12 protein-coding genes, 1 pseudogene and 1 riboswitch are annotated in these 19927 nt (G+C 44.0%); all 13 genes and pseudogenes read right to left on the bottom strand.

The window, feature by feature from the left end; genetic code table 11:
- Positions 1–201 precede the first annotated feature (201 nt).
- The 13 genes and pseudogenes from IQ19_RS17980 to IQ19_RS18040 all read right to left on the bottom strand — a co-directional run bounded on the left by IQ19_RS17980 (position 202) and on the right by IQ19_RS18040 (position 19592).
- Positions 202–327, bottom strand: a complete 126-nt coding sequence (locus IQ19_RS17980; RefSeq protein WP_110067014.1) for an FbpB family small basic protein — start codon at positions 325–327, stop codon at positions 202–204.
- An 86-nt stretch (positions 328–413) separates the two neighbouring features.
- Positions 414–1280 carry a formyltetrahydrofolate deformylase gene (purU, locus tag IQ19_RS17985; RefSeq protein WP_144543802.1) on the bottom strand — a complete coding sequence of 289 codons (867 nt, stop codon included), beginning with the start codon at positions 1278–1280 and terminating at the stop codon, positions 414–416.
- A gap of 152 nt (positions 1281–1432) precedes the next feature.
- Positions 1433–1535, bottom strand: a riboswitch (glycine riboswitch).
- A gap of 93 nt (positions 1536–1628) precedes the next feature.
- Positions 1629–3020 (bottom strand): alanine/glycine:cation symporter family protein, encoded by a 1392-nt coding sequence (locus tag IQ19_RS17990; RefSeq protein ID WP_144543804.1) that lies wholly within the window; start codon positions 3018–3020, stop codon positions 1629–1631.
- 27 nt (positions 3021–3047) lie between these two features.
- A complete protein-coding gene (locus tag IQ19_RS17995; RefSeq protein WP_144543806.1) occupies positions 3048–4490 on the bottom strand; it encodes a YfcC family protein in 1443 nt (480 codons plus the stop codon).
- A 109-nt stretch (positions 4491–4599) separates the two neighbouring features.
- Complete coding sequence (locus tag IQ19_RS18000) at positions 4600–5775, bottom strand: M20 family metallopeptidase (protein ID WP_144543808.1); 1176 nt, start codon at positions 5773–5775, stop codon at positions 4600–4602.
- Positions 5776–5803: 28 nt separating this feature from the next.
- Complete coding sequence (locus tag IQ19_RS18005) at positions 5804–7423, bottom strand: amidohydrolase (protein WP_242021038.1); 1620 nt, start codon at positions 7421–7423, stop codon at positions 5804–5806.
- Positions 7424–7638: 215 nt separating this feature from the next.
- Positions 7639–9009, bottom strand: a complete 1371-nt coding sequence (locus tag IQ19_RS18010) for a sigma-54 interaction domain-containing protein (RefSeq protein ID WP_144543810.1) — start codon at positions 9007–9009, stop codon at positions 7639–7641.
- 129 nt (positions 9010–9138) lie between these two features.
- The gene (locus IQ19_RS18015) at positions 9139–10329 is read right to left on the bottom strand and encodes an MFS transporter (protein ID WP_144543812.1); all 1191 of its coding nucleotides are present in this window, start codon (positions 10327–10329) and stop codon (positions 9139–9141) included.
- A gap of 136 nt (positions 10330–10465) precedes the next feature.
- Positions 10466–11105, bottom strand: a pseudogene (locus IQ19_RS18020) (glycosyltransferase).
- 896 nt (positions 11106–12001) lie between these two features.
- On the bottom strand, positions 12002–13366 hold the full coding sequence (locus tag IQ19_RS18025) for an aspartate kinase (protein WP_144543814.1): 1365 nt from the start codon (positions 13364–13366) through the stop codon (positions 12002–12004).
- 471 nt (positions 13367–13837) lie between these two features.
- On the bottom strand, positions 13838–16585 hold the full coding sequence (locus tag IQ19_RS18030) for a dynamin family protein (protein ID WP_144543816.1): 2748 nt from the start codon (positions 16583–16585) through the stop codon (positions 13838–13840).
- A 458-nt stretch (positions 16586–17043) separates the two neighbouring features.
- Entirely contained in the window at positions 17044–18195 is a 1152-nt protein-coding gene (locus tag IQ19_RS18035; protein WP_144543912.1) for an MFS transporter, read from the bottom strand.
- Positions 18196–18827: 632 nt separating this feature from the next.
- Positions 18828–19592 (bottom strand): alpha/beta hydrolase, encoded by a 765-nt coding sequence (locus tag IQ19_RS18040; protein ID WP_144543818.1) that lies wholly within the window; start codon positions 19590–19592, stop codon positions 18828–18830.
- Positions 19593–19927: the final 335 nt, after the last annotated feature.

Here is a 19927-nt window from a genome sequence, read left to right on the forward strand (position 1 = left end):
CGGGCACGATCGAAGCCCTTTCGTTCCCTTTCTCTTCCCTTTTCCCATTCAGCGGGCACGATCGAAGCCCTTTTGTTCCTCTTCTTTTCTCTTTTCCTCTTCCATGGGTACGAATGGTAACGGTCCTCTCCATTACCACAGCCATTGGCTTATTAGGCGTAAAAAAACGCCCGGCCTCAAACCCAGGCCGGGCGTTCTTCCCTATTGCGCTTTTGCATATTTATCGTCAATCTTCTTTTCAATCTTCTCAAGCTGACGGCGATCCTTCAAAAGCTCTTCTTTATTTTCTTTTATCATTTCAAGCATTGATAACTTTTTCTTTTTCATGTTTGCTCACCTTCTCTCATGATGTTTATATAACTCTAGGATGCCCTATCTTATTTTTTCGGCAAAATTCGGGTGGTACCAGGTACCTAAAACACGATCGTCTTATTCCCATGCACGATCACTCTGTCTTCGACGTGCCATTCCACTGCCTGGGCGAGGACTCGCCTTTCCACATGGCGGCCGGCGATTTTGAGGTCCTGTGCAGTGTGGCGATGGTTGACGCGCTGCACATCCTGCTCGATGATCGGCCCTTCATCTAAGTCATTCGTTACATAATGGGCTGTAGCCCCAATCAGCTTGACTCCGCGGTTAAACGCCCTTGCATAAGGATTGGCTCCCACGAAGGCCGGCAGGAAACTGTGATGGATATTGATAATCTTGTTCGGATACTTGGAAATAAAGCTTGGCGAAAGAATTTGCATGTATCTCGCCAGAACAATGAAATCCACTTTCCCATCCAGCAGCTCCACCGCCTTTTGCTCGGCTTCGGCTTTTGTATCAGGCGTAATCGGAATATGATAATAAGGAATCCCGTAGCCCTCCACAACTTCCTTCAAATCAGGGTGATTGCTGATCACCAAAGGAATATCCACCTCAAGCTCTTTTGACTTCCAGCGCCAGATCAGTTCGAGCAGGCAATGGTCCATTTTTGAAACAAAGATTGCCATCCGCTTGCGTTCTCCCTTGCCGCTAAGCTTCCACTCCATTGAGTATTCCTTGGCCATCTCTGGCAAGTCCTCTTTCAATTTCGGGAATGACTCATCAAAATCATTCATATCAAATTCAATCCGCATGAAAAAGATGCCTGCCAGCGGATCGGTCGTATGCTGGTCAAAATGGACAATATTCGCTTTATGCTCCAATAAGAAATTGGATACCGTTGAAATGATGCCCGGCCTTTCAGGACATGATATCAGCAATGTCGCCCGATTTGCATTAATATTTGTGTTCATATTGAGTTCCTCCATCCGCATTTCTGGAAACAAACTGGTAACCATATAAAAAGGACAGATAGGGGCAGTATCTTCCTCCCCCTTCTCTGTCCTTTTACCTGAGAGTTTAACCCCTTTGGTGTCGCATTATTCATGCGCGCTCTCCAGAGATGCGTCCCGCTGCGGTTCTGTCTACCTGAGAGATTTGCTTCAAGGGTCATTTTTGAAGCTTGCTCCTTCGGTGGCATCATCGTTGCTCTCTCCCACAGCCGTCATTCGCTCAATAATTTTTGTTATTTTCAGAATACTACGCTATTTTAATAATGTCAATCAATCTGCACTTCTTTCACAAAATTGCCACAAATTAAATTAGTTTATTTTTCTTTCCAATACCTCGGGATCTGGACTGGGATCTTTCTTATAATAATTTGTAAAATAATCAACTGTAATATCTTTCACCTTTCCGCTCAAAAACAGAAGTGCAGTCATATTAGGGACAACAATAAGTGCCAGCATTATATCCAGCAGCGACCATACAAGCAGCAAGCTGCCAACCGAACCAAAAAGAACCGCACCGATAAAAATGTATCTGGACACAATGGAAGCTTTATAGCCAAATAGATATTCAGCCTGTTTTTCCCCTGCATAAACAACCATCAAAATCGTGGTAAAAGCAAAGATAAACACCGCTACGGTGATAATAAGGCCAGCAGGACCGCTGCCGAAGACTGATGCCATCGCCTGGGCTGTCATTCCGGCTGCAGCAGATGCCTCCACTGTTTGCCATACATCGGTTGAAAGAATCACAACGGCTGTAATCGTACATACCACGATCGTGTCGACGAAGACTTCAAACACACCCCAGAACCCCTGTGATGCCGGATGTTTAATTTTTGCTCCGGCATGAAAAATGGCTGCACTCCCCATGCCCGCTTCATTGGAGTATACCCCTCTTGCTATACCCCAGCGAATCGCTGCTGCAACTGCCGCCCCGGCAAAACCACCTGCTGCTGAAATAGGGGTAAATGCATATTTAAAAATCATATAAAATGCATTTGGAACGGCATCAATATGAAGAATAATAACGATTAACGAGGCTGCTAAATACAGGACAACCATTGAAGGCACGACTTTTTCTGCAAACTTGCCGATAGAAGTCAGCCCTCCAAACATTACGAGTACAATAAGGGCACTTACAACGATTCCAGTCACAATAGGCGGAATTTGAAAAGATCCGCTAAATGCGCCTGCAAGTGAGTTCGATTGAACTGAAGTACTCGCAAACACCACAAGCAGCTGTATAACCGCAAACATGATAGCTGTTTTCTTCCAGCCCAAGCCTCTATCAATATAGTACATCGGCCCGCCTATATACTCTCCCTTTTTATTGGTCGTACGGTATTTTAAACCAAGGACAACCTCCGAATACTTCGTGGCCATTCCGATAATCGCAACCATCCACATCCAAAAGACAGCTCCGGGGCCGCCAAGCGCAATCGCAACCGGAACACCAATTATATTTGCTGCTCCGACAGTTGATGCTAGCGCACTGGAAACAGCCTGAAACGGAGTAACCGTCCCTTCACCATCACCTTTTTTAAACATGCTGCCGAACGTCAACTTCATAATATGAGGGAAATACTTAAACTGAAAGAACCCCAGCTTAATCGTTAAAAAGATTCCCCCTCCTACCAGCAAGATCATTAAAGGCACGGTTGTAAACTCTGACACCCTCGCAACAAAATTCATAAAAGAATCCATATATTGCCCCCCATTTTATTTATCTATTTATTGAAGCCCTGCTCCCCAACTTATTAATTGAGCCGTCACCAGGAATAAAATGCAAAGCACAATCCAAATACCCATTAAAGGCAAAATAAACTTAAGCCACTTACTATAGCCAACATGCGCCAGCGCCAGCGTAGCCATAAACGGGCCGGCTGTCGGGTATAGCACATTGGTAAAACCATCCCCAAATTGGAAGGCCAATACAGCCGTCTGGCGTGTAACTCCCAGCAAATCGGATATCCCTGTCATAATAGGCATCATAATCATGGCCTGCCCGCTTCCCGAGCCAACCAGGAAGTTAAATAAACCTTGAATACCTAGCATTCCCACAGCAGCTAATTCACCCGGCAGGGAACCTACCAGCCGGCTGATGCCGAAAACAATTGTATCCAGGATATTTCCGCTTTCAAGAATGATTGAGATGGATCTGGCGATACCGATTAACAATACGCCCAGAAGCATCATCTTAAACCCGTCATGGAAAACCTCCGCAATTCTGCTTGGAGTCATTCCGCAAATCAAGCCTATTGCAATTCCAAGAAAAGCATACCATCCTCCAAGCTCAATAAAGTACCACTTCCACACAAACAATCCGTATAGCATGACAATAATGCCAAGCCCCAGCACAATGAATGCCAGTTTTTGGCGTTTACTCGATTTTTCAGAGGAATCCTCAGTTTCCCTATCAATGAAACTTTGGTCCTTTCCATCTCCATATACATAGCTAAACTCAGGATTTCTTTGAATCTTCCGCGCATACCTCCATACGTAAGCTATACCAATTGTTGTCATAGTTGCAAAAATAGTTACCCGGTACAGCGCTCCTGAATAGAGCGGAAGTTCCGTGATCTGCTGGGCAATGCCAAGAGTAGCCGGCGCTGTTACGGCAGTGGCAAAGCCTGCTACTGTACTGACCAGGACAAGCGCACATCCTGTAAATCGGTCAAAGCCCATTTTAATGACAAGTGGAACAATAATAGGAATATAAAGCAATGACATCTCCATGGCACCTGTGATATTTGTAAAAATAGCAATCGGGGTCATGAGTATAGGAACCACCAAAATGGTTCTGGACTGAAGCAGGGAAGCAATTTTTCGCACACCAAGAGGCAGCAGTCCTGATTTATCAAGTACCGCTACAAGCCCGCCCATCATCAATCCTCCAAAGATAATGGCCCCGGCCTGCACCATCCCATTTGGGATTGCAAATATAAAGTCAAATAGTGTAAGGTTGACGTTATTTCCATACTCGAATGTACCCGGAATGATGACCTTTGCACCTGTAGCGGTCTCTGCTCTTTGAAAAGAACCGCTTGGCACCAAATAAGTTGCCAGAAATCCAAGAGCCATCATAATAAAAAGGATGACATACACATGGGGAAGCTGAAACTTTTTCTTGTTCTTTACCTTAACCTCACTGACTGGGCTAATGTTAACTTCCATACAAGACCTCCTATTTTCACCTTAATGCTTGAATATATTTACATAATTTTCAGATTATTATCTTCACAACACCCTCTCAGGCTGTAAAGAAAAACAGCCTGAAAGGTCCCTATTTCAAATAGTTAAAAACAGCATTTACAAACATGTTAACGCCATATTCCAATGAGTCTTCATCAATGTCAAACTTCGGATGATGATGAGGAAAGACAATCCCTTTGTCTTCATTCCTTGTACCTATCATAAAAAAGGCACCAGGTGCTTTTTGCTGGTATGCTGAAAAATCTTCAGCCCCCATTTTAGGCTTCGGAAAGTCCAGCCCTTCCTCCCCGTATAATTCACGGGCTGTGTCTTCAATTATCTTTGTCACTTCCTCATCATTTACAACAGGCAAATAGCCGCAGATATATTTAAGGTCATAATCAGCACCGTGCGCTTCCGTTACACCTTTCACTACTCTTTCTACAAGATCCGGCATGATTTCACGATACTTCACATCAAAGCTTCGAACGGTCCCTGTAATTTCTACCGAGTTGGCGATGACGTTCCCTGCTTCCCCGCCGACAAACTTGCCAATCGAAAGAACAACCTGATCCAGTGGATCTGTATTCCGGGCTACCACATGCTGAAGATTCGTGACAACCTGAGCCCCAATCGCAATGCTGTCGATCGTTTCATGGGGCATTCCCCCATGTCCGCCCTTTCCTTTGACCGTTATCCAGAAAGCGTGAGTAGAGGCCATCATCGGACCATAAACCACACCAATTTTCCCCACATCAAGGTCAGACATCAAATGCGCTCCTATGACCATATTCACGCCATCCATCACCCCGGCATCGACCATTTCCTGGGCACCGCCAGGAAAATGCTCCTCTGCATGCTGGAAAAAGAAACGTACTTCCCCTTTAATGTCTTCCTTCACTTCGGAGAGAATTTTTGCAGCCCCGAGAAGCATGGCTGTATGTCCATCATGTCCGCAGGCATGCATCACTCCAGGGTTCTTCGATTTGAATTCTATATCGGTTTCCTCCTGGATCGGCAATGCATCCATGTCAGCTCGAATAGCCAGTATCTTACCGGGCTGCGATCCAACCAGCCGGGCCATCACACTATACTTTGTCGGACGGCTGACCTCAAGATTTCCAAAAGATAATAATGTTTCATAAACAAATTTTGAAGTCTTTTCCTCATGATAAGAAAGCTCCGGATTTTGATGCAGATGCCGCCGCCAATTAATAACTTCTTCTCTGACATTTTCTATTGCAGGATTTAAAGTTGAATTAGCCAAATCTATACCTCCTGGAAGATTGTGTTTTTTATAATTTCTCCGAGACTGCTTCTTTCTCAAAAACCAGTTCCCCGCCAAGATACGTTCTCTCAACCGTCACCTCACCGATGTCCTCAGGACTAATAGCCAGAATGTCGCGGTCCAGCACAATGAAATCAGCATAATAATCTTCAGCTAATTGCCCGACGCCTGGAATCCGAGTAATCTTCTGGGCCTCACGTGTATACAATTCAATCGCTGTCTCCACATCAACCCGTTCTTCCTGGCCTGTGTCTGTACCATCATAAGCCACTCGTGTTACAGCGGATTGAATGCCGATAAATGGATTGACCGGATCAGCCCAGGCTGTCGCAGGCGCATCTGAGGAAAGGGCAGTCAGAATTCCGGACTCCAGCATCGTTTTAACAGGATAATTCCTCTTCGTTCTTTCCGCTCCCAGATTTTTTATATAGCTTTCAATCTCGGCAAAAAGGAATACCGTCTGCGGAACAAACGCAATTCCCGCTTCCGCTGCGCGTCTCAGGGCTTTATCGGTGGGCATGGCAGCATGCTCAATCCGGATGGATGGTAAATCCTGAAGCCACCCCTTCCTGCCATGGAATGAATCCACGATTAAGTCAATCGCCTGTTCACCCATCGCGTGAATAGCCAGCTGGACGCCATTCCTTTCAGCCATTTCCGCTCCTGCCAAAAGCTCTTCCCTCGTTGTCATCTGAATGCCGGAATTTTCTTTTCTTCCCAAAAATGGCGGGTTGACCCACGCCGTTTGCCCGGAAACACTGCCGTCAGCAAACATTTTCATTCCACCTATAAAAATCTGGTTTTCTCGATCAAGGGAAGTTTTAGTAAAGGCATGCTCTTCCTCCAGATCCTCCTTCACATAATAAAGAACTGACCTCTGTTTAAGCCCTCTTCCGGCTGCTTCATTGTACAAATCGATATATTCAAAGGTTTCCTTCCTTGCCAGCAGATCTGTTATGCCCGTAATCCCATGAGAAAGCAGGAACGGACTGAGCTCTGCAAGAATATTTACATTATCCTCAAGCGTTTGGACAGGCATAGCCTTAAAAACTAGATTTCTCGCATTCTCCCTCAAAATGCCCGTCGGTACTCCCTCTTCATCCCGGTCTATTTCTCCTCCAAACGGATTTGGCGTATCCCTCGTAATCCCGGCTAATTCCAGCGCAATGCTGTTCACTGAAACAATATGGCCGCAAGTACGGGTTACAACAACCGGAACCTCCAGTGTTGCCCTGTCAAGATCCCAGCGCGTTGGTGTTCGCCCTTCTTCCAGTTTTCCTTCATCATATCCCCAGGCCTCAACCCATTTATCTTTCCCCTCTGTTTCAACCTGCTTTTTGATTTCAGCAATTAAATCTTCTATCGAATACACAACAGGAGGTGTGCATGGGATTTGCTTTGCTGCATTCGCCAAATACAAAGGGTGCAAGTGGGCATCAATTAAGCCTGGAAGCACTCTTTTTCCCTGCAGGTCAATTTGATCGCCGTCTATTTCTGGCATTTCTTCCTTTTCGCCGACCGCTATGATTTTGCCATCCAATACTGCCATCGCGCTTGCATAAGGCTGTTCCGGATTAGCAGTTAAAATTTTTCCGTTGAAGTAGATAGATCCTTTAGTCATCATCATCACCGTTTTCCTTTCGCCAACAATATTTCTGCTTTTCTAAATAGATGCAAGTTGTATGCCAACTTTTTAAATTTATTTAAACACCAAGCTCCTAATCGCCCGTACCCCAGGAATGAAAAGGTTTCAAAAATGTAATTAAGTGAATATTAGGTGAATGGTTATTTACCAAAAACAAAAAGAGGGTGAAAATTTTCACCCCCTCCGTAAAAATATTTTTACCTCAACATGTACTTATCCATTTTATATTTCAAGGATTGCTTGGAAAGCCCCAGCTTTCTAGCAGTCTTCGCGATCACGCCGCCGGACCTTTCCAGTTCAGCCATAATCATTTCCTTTTCAAACTGCTCCACAGCTTCTTTTAATGGCTGGACCGCTTTTTGAGCTAAAGTCCCTGGCATTTTTTCACTGTATCTGCGGATTCTCTCTGGAATATCCTCCATTGTAATGACATTGGATTCTGCATGATTATAGGCCGTTTCAATCGCATTCTTTAATTCTCTTATATTACCCGGCCAATCATAGCGCTGAAAGAGTGCCATTACCTCCTCATCTGCCCGTTCTATCAAGATATTCATATGTTCATTATAAAAATTGATATAATACTCCGTCAGCAATTCGATATCTTCTTTTCGCTGGGGCAGCGGCAGCAAGTCAAACTGCACAACCCCCAGCCGGTAGAAAAGGTCCTCTCTAAGGCGGTTCTCCCTTAGCAAAATATCCGGATCCTCATTCGTTGCTGAAATCACCCTAATATTCAGTGCAATATTTTTCTTGCCTCCGAGCCTCCTGATTGTTTTTTCTTCAATCGCTTTTAGAAGCTTCACCTGAAGATCAAAGTCAAGGGAATTAATCTCGTCCAAAAATAGTGTCCCGCCCTCGGCTTGCTCAAATAAACCAGGCATATCCTCAGATCCGGTAAAGCTTCCTTTCGTCGTCCCGAATAAGGTACTTTCAAGCAGACTTGCCGGAATCGCTCCGCAATTCAATGAGGTAAACGGCTTCTCATAGCGCTCGCTCAAATTATGGATAGCCTGCGCCGCGATCTCCTTGCCTGTCCCAGTCTTTCCATAGATGAGTACGGTCGAATTCGTTCGCGCCACTTTCCGTATTTGCTCCTTAACCCTCTCCATCCAAGGATTCCCGGTAATAATATTATCAATCGTATAAATCGTATTGTTTTTACGGTAAACCTTATTCCCCGCATATTTATCAAGCGATTGAATATTTTCCTTTGCAAAAAAATGCTTTGAAAACTCAACCGCACCAATCACCTTGCCATTTTCGATAATCGGATAGGTCGAATTCCTGGTAACAAAGGTGTTGCCTGTCTTCGTAATCAGCTCCTGCTCCGCATTGCATATCGCTTCTCCTGTTTTTAACACCTGTAAAATCGTGCTGTTTTTCTCAGAAAGGTCTTTAAAAGAAGTCGTAATATGCTTCCCCATAAACTCCTCAGGCCTCTGCCCGAGCTCCTTCAGCACATTCAGATCCGCCAAATCATAAAAAATAACGGACCCCTGTTCGTCCGCAATCAACACATTATCGTAATCCGATAAATTCATCTTCTCCTTAATATGGTCCATCATATTGCAGCCCACCTGTCCAACAAAATCATTATCTTTATTATAGGGCTTAATCTAGCGATATGAAAATTACTCTCTTGTAAAAAAAGCCATAGAAAAAAGCTTGAAGACATTGTCTCCAAGCTTTTTTCACTACACAGCCGCTTTAGGCTTCGGCGACCGCTTCTGCCAAGCAACTGTAATAAATAATGTAACCAGCAATAAAGCCAAGCCAAGTACAAAAGGATACGTAATCCGAACATCGTAAAGCACACCTGCAATGGTCGGGCCAAGCACATTTCCGATGCTCATATAGGCATTATTCATGCCCATCGCAAAGCCCTGCTCATTGCCGGCCATTTTTGAAATAAGCGTCGTTAACACCGGACGCAGGATGGATGTCGCCAGGAAAATGATAAGCGAAATGACGAAGAAAAGCGCATAGCTGCCTGCAAACAGCGACACAAGGAAGCCTAATGCGGCAACAGCCAAAAAGATATTCAGCACCATTCCTTCCCCAAATTTGCTGACAACACGATCCACTACAAAAAGCTGGACAATAACGCTAATAACCCCTGTTGATGTAACCATAATGGCGATTTCCTGTGGAGTTGCATCAAACTGGTTATCAAGATAAAGTCCAAGAACCGATTCATAAGCCATCAGCCCGAAACTCATCACTAATGTGATAATAAGCGGGATGAAATAAGGCTTCTTAACGGACATAGCCAGCTTCCTAACCATTGTTTCTTCTTCAGGCATATCTTCAGCAGCCGGCTGCTGCAATGTACTGCTTTCCTCCAGTAACACGATTGAAAAAATAACGGCTACAAGGGATACGAGTGCTGAAATCAAAAATGGCATTTTCAGCCCAAAGTCTGCCAAAAATCCGCCAATTCCGGGTCCGACAACTATCCCCAGTGACATCGCAGCTGAGACAAGTCCATTCCCTTTGGCTCGTTGTTCCAAAGTTGTAATATCAGCGATGTACGCAAAAATGGCTGGAATCAGCAGCGCAGCTCCTATCCCTCCGATTACCCGCGAAAAGTAAAGCCACCAAATTGAATCCACCGCATAAAAGACTAGCATGGATAATGTCAGGCCGGCTAATCCGTATATGATCATCTTCCTGCGGCCGTACTGGTCTGCCCATTTTCCCGCAATAGGAGAAAAAATAAGCTGGGCACCCGCAAAAATGGCAATCATTAGGCCTGCTGCCGTTCCCCCCTGATTAATGGATTCCAAATAAGCAGGCAATATCGGAATAATAATCCCAAAGCTTCCGATTGCAATAAACATATTGATCATTAAAATGATCATCTTTTTTCTCTGTTCCCCTGACACAGCGGATACCCCTCCCTCTATATGTGAAAATTTTACAATTCTATTTTTGACACGCTCATTAGCTTATAATGGGACAGCCAGCTTTGTCAAAGGAAAAATAAGAGAAACTCCAGCATTGTGCTGGAGCTCCTTAATATCAGCTTTTAAATTTGTCCGGAAATTGCTTCACAACCGCTCCAGAGATGGCATCTGCCATAATGATAATATGTGTAAATCCTTCATCAATAGAAACAATTCTTGCATCCCAATCCTTTACCAAGCTTGCAGATAAATCATTTGTTACCAATTCCAAATGCATATACAATAGTTTTTTCACGTCTTCATTTTTCAAATGGGGGTTGGCGCCGCTTAGGAACGCCGCAATATCATCAGCATTCCGATGCCCATTCTTTGTCCAGCTGATTCACTTTGTCTCCATTTCCGCTCTTTGCCGCATCTACAATATTCCCTGCAATAACAATATGCTCCTTAAGCAGCTCTGTCAGTTTGTTCCCAGCTGCCTCGCCATAATAAGGCTTGACAGCATTCCCGATATCCTCCTGATTTTTCAGCAGCCTCGCCAGCACCTGCTTTTGATCCTCCGCACCTGCAGTTGTTGCACTTGTAATATAATTGCTTGTCCACAATACATGATCAATCCAAAGTCTCCTGAACTCATTTTCAAAATTTACCTCTGATTGAGTGATGCATGGTTTCTCCGCTGCGGCACTGCATGGCCAAACCAGCACGTTTAGCGGAAATAACAATAGCAGCCCCAACAACACTATTCTTTTCATTAAACCTGCTCCTTCCAGAATTGAAAAAGTTTCTTCTTATTTTGGATAGATTTAGTTTTTTCATTCTTTAAATTGCTGCAAATTAAATAAAACTTAAGGAATTCCCCTTAAGCTTCTCTTTTCAATCAAATGTTTGATTGAAATCCATTTATTCAGCACCTGCGCTTTTACCATTGACTTCATGACAGAATCTTTATCATTGTAAGTGTTGACCTGATGCCTAAACAGGAAATCCTCCGGCGTGACTTTGAGCTTGGCAAGCGGTTATAGAGGACTTTCCGAAATCCACTCGTCGTTTACGCCGCCTGGGCGGAAAAGCTTTTTTGGAAAGATGTAGATGGTGCCCTCCAACTAGAGGCTGCCCTTAAACTGGCTGTTGATTGAAAAACAATAATAGAGTCTGATTCATTATCAAAAACAGTGAGCCAGCACATATAAGGACCAACTTGAGAAATTTACAGCAATATCAGGTGTTTTCTTGCAAAAAGCCGGAAACTTTATAATTTAGGATGAAATTTCATCAGTTTAGCAGGTGATTTTTAGCTGAAAATCCCCCTTTCCAAAAGAAAATTCCTGTATATTTGTAAGTTAGAGGATTTTATTAGCAACTTTCTTATTTTATTTGCAACTTTTTAATTTTATTAGCAACTTACCCTTTTTATTTGCAACTTGTAATTATTCTAGTTTAATTAGTAGGCAGAGCGCATTGACCACGATGAACTTTATTAAATTTAATCTCCTCCAATAAAAAAGAGCACCCCAGTCTGAATCGGGTACTCCATCATTCGAATTATGTTGTTTTTTGCCTACAAGGCTCATATACTTGCAGATACCGTTTTTCTTTAATTAGATCCCATTACCGCTACCCTAAACGATGGATAGCATTCCCGTCTGCCTCACACCGCCGCCACCGCAGCAAAGAATTCATCATATAATGCCTGCACCGCGCGTTTTTCGTCCACTGCATTAACGCCGAACATCATGCTCACTTCCGATGAACCCTGGTTGATCATTTCCATATTCACTTTCGCTTTAGCGAGCGCCTTGGAAGCTCTGGCCATGGTTCCAATGTTTTGGCGCATGCCTTCGCCTACCACCATAATAAGCGAAAGGCTGTGCTGGACCTTCACCTCATCGGCATGCAGTTCTGTTTCAATGCGGCTGAGGATTTCTTTTTCCATGCCGTCCTTGAATTGGTCTTCCCGCAGGATGATCGAGATGTCATCGATTCCAGATGGTGTATGTTCATAGCTGAGACCATACTCTTCAAAGATCGTCAGCAGCTTGCGCCCGAATCCAACTTCGCGATTCATCAAGTATTTTCCGACATAAATGCTGCAAAAACCTTGGTCACTCGCAATCCCGATGACAGGCCCGTTTGTATTGTCCCGCTCATTCACAATCCTTGTCCCCGGTGCAGCTGGATTGTTCGTATTCTTAATCTGTACTGGAATCCCTGCACGGAACGCCGGTACAAGCGCTTCGTCATGCAATACGGTAAAGCCTGCATAGGATAGCTCGCGCATTTCCCTGTATGTTAGTTCCTTAATCTCCTTCGGCCGCTCAACTAAAAATGGATTAACCGCATAAACAGCATCCACATCCGTAAAGTTTTCATATAAATCTGCCTTTGTTGCATTCGCCAGTATAGAACCAGTTACATCCGATCCGCTTCTCGAAAATGTGAACACTTCCCCATCCCGGCTGTAGCCAAAGAATCCTGGAAAAATTAAGATTCCGTCCTGTTCCCTTAACCTATAAAGGTTTTCATATGCTTCAGAAAGCACCTGCGCATTCCCTGGCTCCGGACTGACGAGCAGGCCGGCCTCTTTCGGGTTCACATATCTGGCTTCCACTCCCTGCTGCTGAAAATAAGCTGCTACCAGTTTTGCATTGTTATCCTCGCCGCTTGCTTTGACAAGATCCATAAACACTTCAGGATTGCTTTTATCACAATCCAGCCTTTCAAACAGATCCTGCTTAATAATATCTTTAATGTCAGGAGCCAGTCCCAATTCATCGGCAATTTGGCCGTACCGCTCCAGCACGGCGCCCGCCAATTCTCCTGCATCTTCCCCCTGCAGCTGTTTTTCCGCGCAGGCGATTAATAGATCTGTAACCTTATGATCCTCTGAAAATCGCTTCCCTGGAGCCGATACCACGACCACCTTCCGCTCTGGATCAGCTGTCACTATGTTAAAAACCTTCTCGATTTGCTTTCCGGATGCTAAAGAGGATCCTCCAAACTTCACGACTTTCATCCTGACATCTCCTAATCTCTGAAAATTTAATCTTTATTTTACTCCTATCTTGAAAATAATCAAGAGGTTTTTCTACCTATAGAGGACATTTGTTCTCTATAAAAATACACTAATTTATATTAAAATATTAATAATCCACAATTAAAAGCTTTAAACAGCCATATAATACTTTTTCGCAATAACAAAGGAAAGCGCTTTCAATTTTAATAAATTTTTTCATGAAGACTCTGTTAAACTTTGCCTATTGAATTCCACTCCAGACGCTCAGCGAACCGCGGGCGGTCCGGAAGCCTCCTTGGCGCCCAGAGCCGGTGGGGTCTCCCAAATCAGCTTCCTTGAATCAACAACGCACAAGGGAAATGCGAAGGCATTTCCGAGGATCTCGCCTCTTCCGTTCCATCAACAATGAGCTTAACAGATCCTTCTCAAAAAAAGAGGAAGATGCTCTCATCGCATCTTCCTCTCCAGCTATTAACGATATTCCTTAACCCTTTCCCCTGCCGTTGTCATCCACTCAAACTGGCGGAGTTTCAGTTCAAACAGAGTAAGCGGATCGCGGTAAATTTCAGGGTTCTTGCGCATGTCGCTTAAGGATTGTTTATTTTCTTCAATCTCTTCATGTGTTTCTTCAACCGTTTTATTCAGCACATCGAATGGATTTCGGAAGAACATCTTAATATCCCGTTCAAGCGACTTCTCGAATAATTCGAATTGCTGCATAAACTTATCTGTAATCGATTCAGCGATTTCGCTGTAATCCTCATTCTCGATATACTGCTTGTATTTATTATGGAGCATTCCTTTATTTTGCGGAATTGCCCCAAGCAGCTTGCCTGCGCTTTTCAGCAAGAATTGCGATGGCGAGAAGCGATTCAGAATATTGACCTTTTCCAGCTGGACGCTTCCCCTTGTCATGCGGTCTGCATCCCGGCGCCAGTCATCAAGCACCTTAAAATCACAATCCAGCGTCACTTTTTCCTCACCGTACAGTTCATTAAAGCTTTCGCTCATTTCATTCAGATATGCCTGGCTATCCTTGAACTCTCCTTCGCTTTCCGCAATCCAATCCTGAATGGAAACATGGAAGTCCGGCAGCACCGTCTCTTCAATATATTCATGAATTCGCTTATTCATTTCGTCATTCAGCTCATCATGGATTTTTCCAAAATCGCTGTCTTCGGTAACCAATTCAGAGCTATTCCGCAGCAGTTCAGGAATCTTTTTCTTCAGATCTTGTCTCATTTCATCTTTAATTTTGCTGTAAGACTTTTTAATGGTGCGGACTTTTTCTTCTTCCATATCACTCAGCTGATTGATCGCTCCGGTAAGCTTGGTAACCATTTCTTCATTCCATTTAATCGTATCAATCAAGCTATTTTCCATTTCCACGCGTTTTTCAAGCAGGAACTTAATGGATTTCTTAATATAATACAGAACTTTGGCTGTACGTTCCTCTTTCAGTTTTCGTCCGTCCATCATCGACCGGATAAAGGCAGATAACTCTTTTAGCTGGCTTTGGCTTTCATAATGGGTGGAGAATGCGAACACCTTGGCCTTTGGAAAATAAGTATTGATCCTTGAGGCGGTTTCCTCGACCAGTTCCATGGCATCCTGGCTGTTTGGAACCCGATCCATTTTGCTCAGAAGGAAATGGATTGGCAGCTCCGGAGCCTGTTCCCTCATTCTGACAACCATATCAAGCTCTTTATCTGTCAGTGGCGAATCGGCATTCAGGACAAACAGCATGCTGTCTGCCAAATGCAGATATTGAAACGCACCATTTCGGAACTTGCTCTGCCCGGCCAGTCCCGGAGTGTCAATCAGGGCAAGCCTATTTTCCTGTAAAAAGGAGACTGGCATTTTGCAGTGAATGAGCGTATGCTGACTTTTTTCCGCGCTTTGCCTGAAATCCTCAAGGTCGGAAATGCTCCTTACATCTTCATCTGTTATCGCATGGATTTCCGCTTCATCGGCATCCTTGAAAAGCACAGAAGCTGAAGTCGCATCGCCCATTAGCTCTTCACCAAGCAAAGTGTTTACAAAAGAAGACTTTCCATTTGAAGCCGAACCTGCAATCAGCAGGTGGTTAGAATCTAAATCCAAAAGCTCACGGACCATCCATTCGAACCGCTCGCCCATTAAGACACCTTTTTCCTTCGCCCACTTCATAACAGTTTCGAAAAGCTTAAACCCTTCCTCCATACCATCCTGATAACGTACAGACTGGCTCACAAGGCTTTCCGCCTCGCTGACAGCAGAAGCGTCAATATTAGAAGGGAAAATCTCGCTCCAAGCCAGCACAGCTGCTGCAGAAACCAGCGTGTGGGAAGGCGCCGCAATTTTTATCCAGTTGGATAAATGATTCGGTATTAAATGGGACAAATCCCTGATTAGATGCTTGCCGTTGATTAGTTCAAAATAAGTATCTTTATAGAGCTCTGAAAGCTGCTGCCACGTATGGGACCGCCCTGGCTCAATATTCAGCAGCAAGTGGTTGAACTCCTTAAGCCATGAAAAATACAGATCATTTTGCTTATAGCTATTCCACATTGCCGCTGATAGGCTTTCAAAGTGTGCCTCGTCTGTTTTAAACAAAGTCACCAATGCTTCGCTGAAATAGTTCGGCTCTATTTTAGCTGTACGCCCCTGTTCCACATAGGAATGCAGAACCTCAAACCAGGACAGTGACTCCGTGCGGATTGCTTCATTAACAGCCAGCTCAACCGCATTGCCCCAATCGCTGTGCTCTTCAAAGAAGCCTCTCGCCATATCGGTGACATCCGGATAATCCGGATTTAAATGAACCGCATTTTTAATGGAATCAACCGCCATTTCGAGCTTGCCTCGCTGTATATACAGTGAAAACAGCTGCAGAAGCACTTCCGTTTTCAACACATCAGACTCGGTTTCAATTGCTTTATAAAAGTCCTCTGCATTTGAAAGCAGATCCAGCTCAAAGTAGGCATCCGCCATATTCTTCTGTGCCCAAGGCCCCAATTCATTCGGGATGTTTTCCCATTTAAAAATAGCCGCTTCATAGTCTTTGTTAAGGAAATAAACCTCTCCCTGTGCAAAGCGGATATACGTTAAATCGGGCACTTCGTTCTGCTGCTCAGCCACATACATCTCACCCAAAACCCTGATTGGATGCACCTTTTCATTGCCTTCCATGAAGGTCTGATAATAGGATTTATTGATTAGCTGCTTCTCTAATGTCATCTTGATCCCCCGCAGTGCTTATTTGAAATGCCTAAGCGCCTTGTTCACCCCCGGCAAGCATAAGACGAGCCCTTTCAGAAGGTGTTCTTCCCTTCTGAAAGGGATTGGCTTATGACCTCGAGGGGTGTAGGCGCTCCACCTAAAAGCAAACGCTTTTAGTCGTGCAATGATTATGCTGTCAATGTTCTCCTTGTGGAGCTGGACAATACCAGACCCCAACTTATTCATTTTTATTAAAAAAACGCAGAATGCGCCAATTTTCACTCTTTATCCTTATATTGTAACAAAAATTTTTCTGCAAAAAATTTCATTTCCCTATCATTTTTGATACATTGTTGTATTTCTGTGTAACATTTTTAATAGTCAAAAAGATATCTTCTTATTTAAATACCACCCAATAAAAAATAAAAACTGGCTGACAGAAATATATATTCCTGACTGCCAGTTTTCATTCTTTTTTATGATACTTGCTGTGCCCGGATGGCTGCCCGCCTTCTGCCATGCAAAATGGTAACAATCATGCCAATAATCAGGAAAACACTTGAGATTTGAAAAAGCGCTGCTGTCTCCACAAACTGTGCCAGCACGCCAAACACAAGCCCGCTCAATCCGATCCCAAGGTCAATCGATGAAAAGAACATCCCATTCGCTACCCCGCGGCGGTTAGACGGCGTCATGGAAAGTGTCCATGACTGAAGAGTTGGTATAAGTGAACCAAAGCCGACCCCAAACAGGATTCCGCTTATGATGATAAACAAATTCGAATGGGCAAACGAAAGCACCCACATGCCGATGAAAGTCAGGAACGTACAAAGAAGCACGAGCCCTTTAGCTCCCCGCTGATCAAACCACTTACCGGCAACTGGCCGCGACAGCGAAGCCATTATCGCGTTGAATAAGTAAAATAGAAAAATCTGATCAATGTCCCGTTCTTCTCCAAAAATCACAATGAATGTCACAATCGATCCATATCCGAACGTCACAATGATTGTAATGAAAGCAGGAAACCAGCTTGATTTTTCCACTAAAGATCCCAAGTAAGAGAATTTGAGATCCTCTTTGCGCGTCCTCTGCACAGCTTCAGGCGTGTGGTAATGGACGATTGCCAGAAGCACAATCGCGATTACGCCGAGAACACTCGAGATATAAATAAGATTCGTAAACGAAGTAACCTGGTACAAATAAATCCCAAGGCTTGGCGCAATAATCATCCCGATTGTAACAGATAGGCCATAATAGCCCATCCCCTCGCCAAGGCGGGAATTCGGCACCACATCTACTGCTGCTGTTCCATTAACCGTTGTCGACCAGCCCCATGCCAGCCCGTGAATGAACCGGAACATCAGGAAAATGACCACAACACTTGATAGCGGGTAAACAATCGTAATTGCCAGAAGCGCAACTGCACCGATAAGCACAAGCGGCTTCCTCGCTTTATACTCCAGCATGAATCCGATAAACGGCCGGCTCAAAACTGCACCGATCGAGAACAGTGCCGTCACCAGCCCAATCTCAAGGCCGGAAGCCCCGATCGACTTAATATATGGAGGCAAAGTCGGAATCAGCATCTGAAACGACATGAACACAAACAAATTCCCGACCATCAGCATAATAAAAGACTTCGTCCACAAAGTCTCCTTCACTGCTTTATTCAAATGATATCCCTTCTTTCCTTATACGTAAAAAATCTTCCTGAAGAAGATTTTTAGCAGATTAATATTTCGCATCACTAAATGCTAACACACCAGGCATGAAAAAGGAACGGGAATTTGCCGCAGTGGCTGATTCGTTGATATATTTAATTTTTCGTTGATATATCGAAAAATTCGTTGATATATTGGCAGTTTTCGTTGATATATTCTTATTTTCGTTGATAAATTGTTCACATGCCTTTTATTAGGAGGCTAAGCATCAGGTACTCCACATAAGGCAACAGAATCTGCTGGTTTTTGCCTATTTTTGTTCATTTTTACTTCATTTACTTCCCTAGGCTTGGCGACCGGCTTTCTATTCGCACGTATCTTTCTCGGAGCCTGAAGAGGATGTATTTTACTCTCAAAAAAACTAGACAAGGAAAGACCAGATGCCGGAAAAAACCTTATACCTGCTTATTGTCGCGCTGGCGAAAATGTAAGCAGTCCTATCAAAACTGCCACCATTCCCCTCGCCATCTCCCTGGACCTCACCGTCTAACTCCGCTTCCGCCAAAAGAAAAAGGGAGCTAAGTTCGCCCCCTTCACCCTTATCCCTGAAAACTGCTTGTTTCCAGTGATCTCTGCAAAAATTGCAGTGTTCTTTGTATAATAAGCTCCTGATCATTATCAAGCGTTGCCACATGATAGCTGTTCTCCATTGTTACCAGCTCTTTGGCACCTGACTTTATGCTGTTATAAATGTCCTGTGAATTGGATGGAGGTACAACATGGTCCTCTTTTGAAACAAAAATGAGCGCCGGACAATTAATTTTGCCTAGATCTGCTTTTACCATACTCATTAGTACGGTGATTTCCCCAAGCGATTTCACCGGCGTTTTTTCATAAGCCAGTTCCTTTACTTCAGGATTTTTAATATCAGAGCCAATGGCATCAAGGAATCTGACGTCCTCTAAATTCGCAGCTGCAGCCATATCCGGAATCTCGATTGCCGCATTGATCGGGATGATCCCCTTAATCTCAGGATACTTCTCCGCCATATATAAGGTCAGCGTTCCGCCCATGGACAAGCCTGTTACAAAAATCGTGCTGCAGCGTTCCTTCAGCCTCTGGTAGCCTTCTTCAACAGAATTAATCCAGTCCTGGTAAGTGGTCGTTTCCATTTCTTCATGATGGGTGCCATGCCCCTTCAGCCTTGGCCCGCAAACCGTATACCCTTCCTTTGCATAAGCCTCGCCAAGTGGCCGCATGCTCTGGGTTGAACCGGTAAAGCCATGGGATACCAAAATCCCGATTTCGTTCCCTTCAAAATAAAAAGGCTCTGCCCCTTCTAAAACAGGATACTTTTCTGCCATGCTCCTACCTCCATCCAATAAAGTTATTTCCTATTAATAAGTATTCTTTTCCACGCAAGCATACCCTGCTTTTTTGAAAGAATTTAACATTATCGTAAAACTTCCAGCCCCGCTAGCAGAAAAACTTTTTTTCCGGCATCGTCTTGTTTATAATAGATAGAATGAATAAGGCATTGGACAGTTTGGGCTCAAAACTCCTTTATTTGGGAATAACTGTCTCTAAAAGAGGATACAGATTAAAAGTTTGCAGCGTTTTCCGTGCAAACATAAACTCCCAGCCGAAAACCGCACTAAGGGAAGTTTCACTTTATTTTCCTTCCCAATATTATTAAAAT

The sequence above is a fragment of the Cytobacillus oceanisediminis genome (assembly GCF_007830235.1).
GTDB lineage: Bacteria > Bacillota > Bacilli > Bacillales > Cytobacillaceae > Cytobacillus > Cytobacillus oceanisediminis.

Coding starts and splice junctions, on each gene's coding strand:
- IQ19_RS18040 (WP_144543818.1), bottom strand. CDS start 19,592: ATGGCAGAAAAGTATCCTGTTTTAGAAGGGGCAGAGCCTTTTTATTTT.
- IQ19_RS17980 (WP_110067014.1), bottom strand. CDS start 327: ATGAAAAAGAAAAAGTTATCAATGCTTGAAATGATAAAAGAAAATAAA.
- IQ19_RS18005 (WP_242021038.1), bottom strand. CDS start 7,423: ATGATGATGACTAAAGGATCTATCTACTTCAACGGAAAAATTTTAACT.
- purU (WP_144543802.1), bottom strand. CDS start 1,280: ATGAACACAAATATTAATGCAAATCGGGCGACATTGCTGATATCATGT.
- IQ19_RS18035 (WP_144543912.1), bottom strand. CDS start 18,195: ATGCTGATGGTCGGGAATTTGTTTGTGTTCATGTCGTTTCAGATGCTG.
- IQ19_RS17990 (WP_144543804.1), bottom strand. CDS start 3,020: ATGGATTCTTTTATGAATTTTGTTGCGAGGGTGTCAGAGTTTACAACC.
- IQ19_RS18025 (WP_144543814.1), bottom strand. CDS start 13,366: ATGAAAGTCGTGAAGTTTGGAGGATCCTCTTTAGCATCCGGAAAGCAA.
- IQ19_RS18010 (WP_144543810.1), bottom strand. CDS start 9,009: ATGATGGACCATATTAAGGAGAAGATGAATTTATCGGATTACGATAAT.
- IQ19_RS17995 (WP_144543806.1), bottom strand. CDS start 4,490: ATGGAAGTTAACATTAGCCCAGTCAGTGAGGTTAAGGTAAAGAACAAG.
- IQ19_RS18030 (WP_144543816.1), bottom strand. CDS start 16,585: ATGACATTAGAGAAGCAGCTAATCAATAAATCCTATTATCAGACCTTC.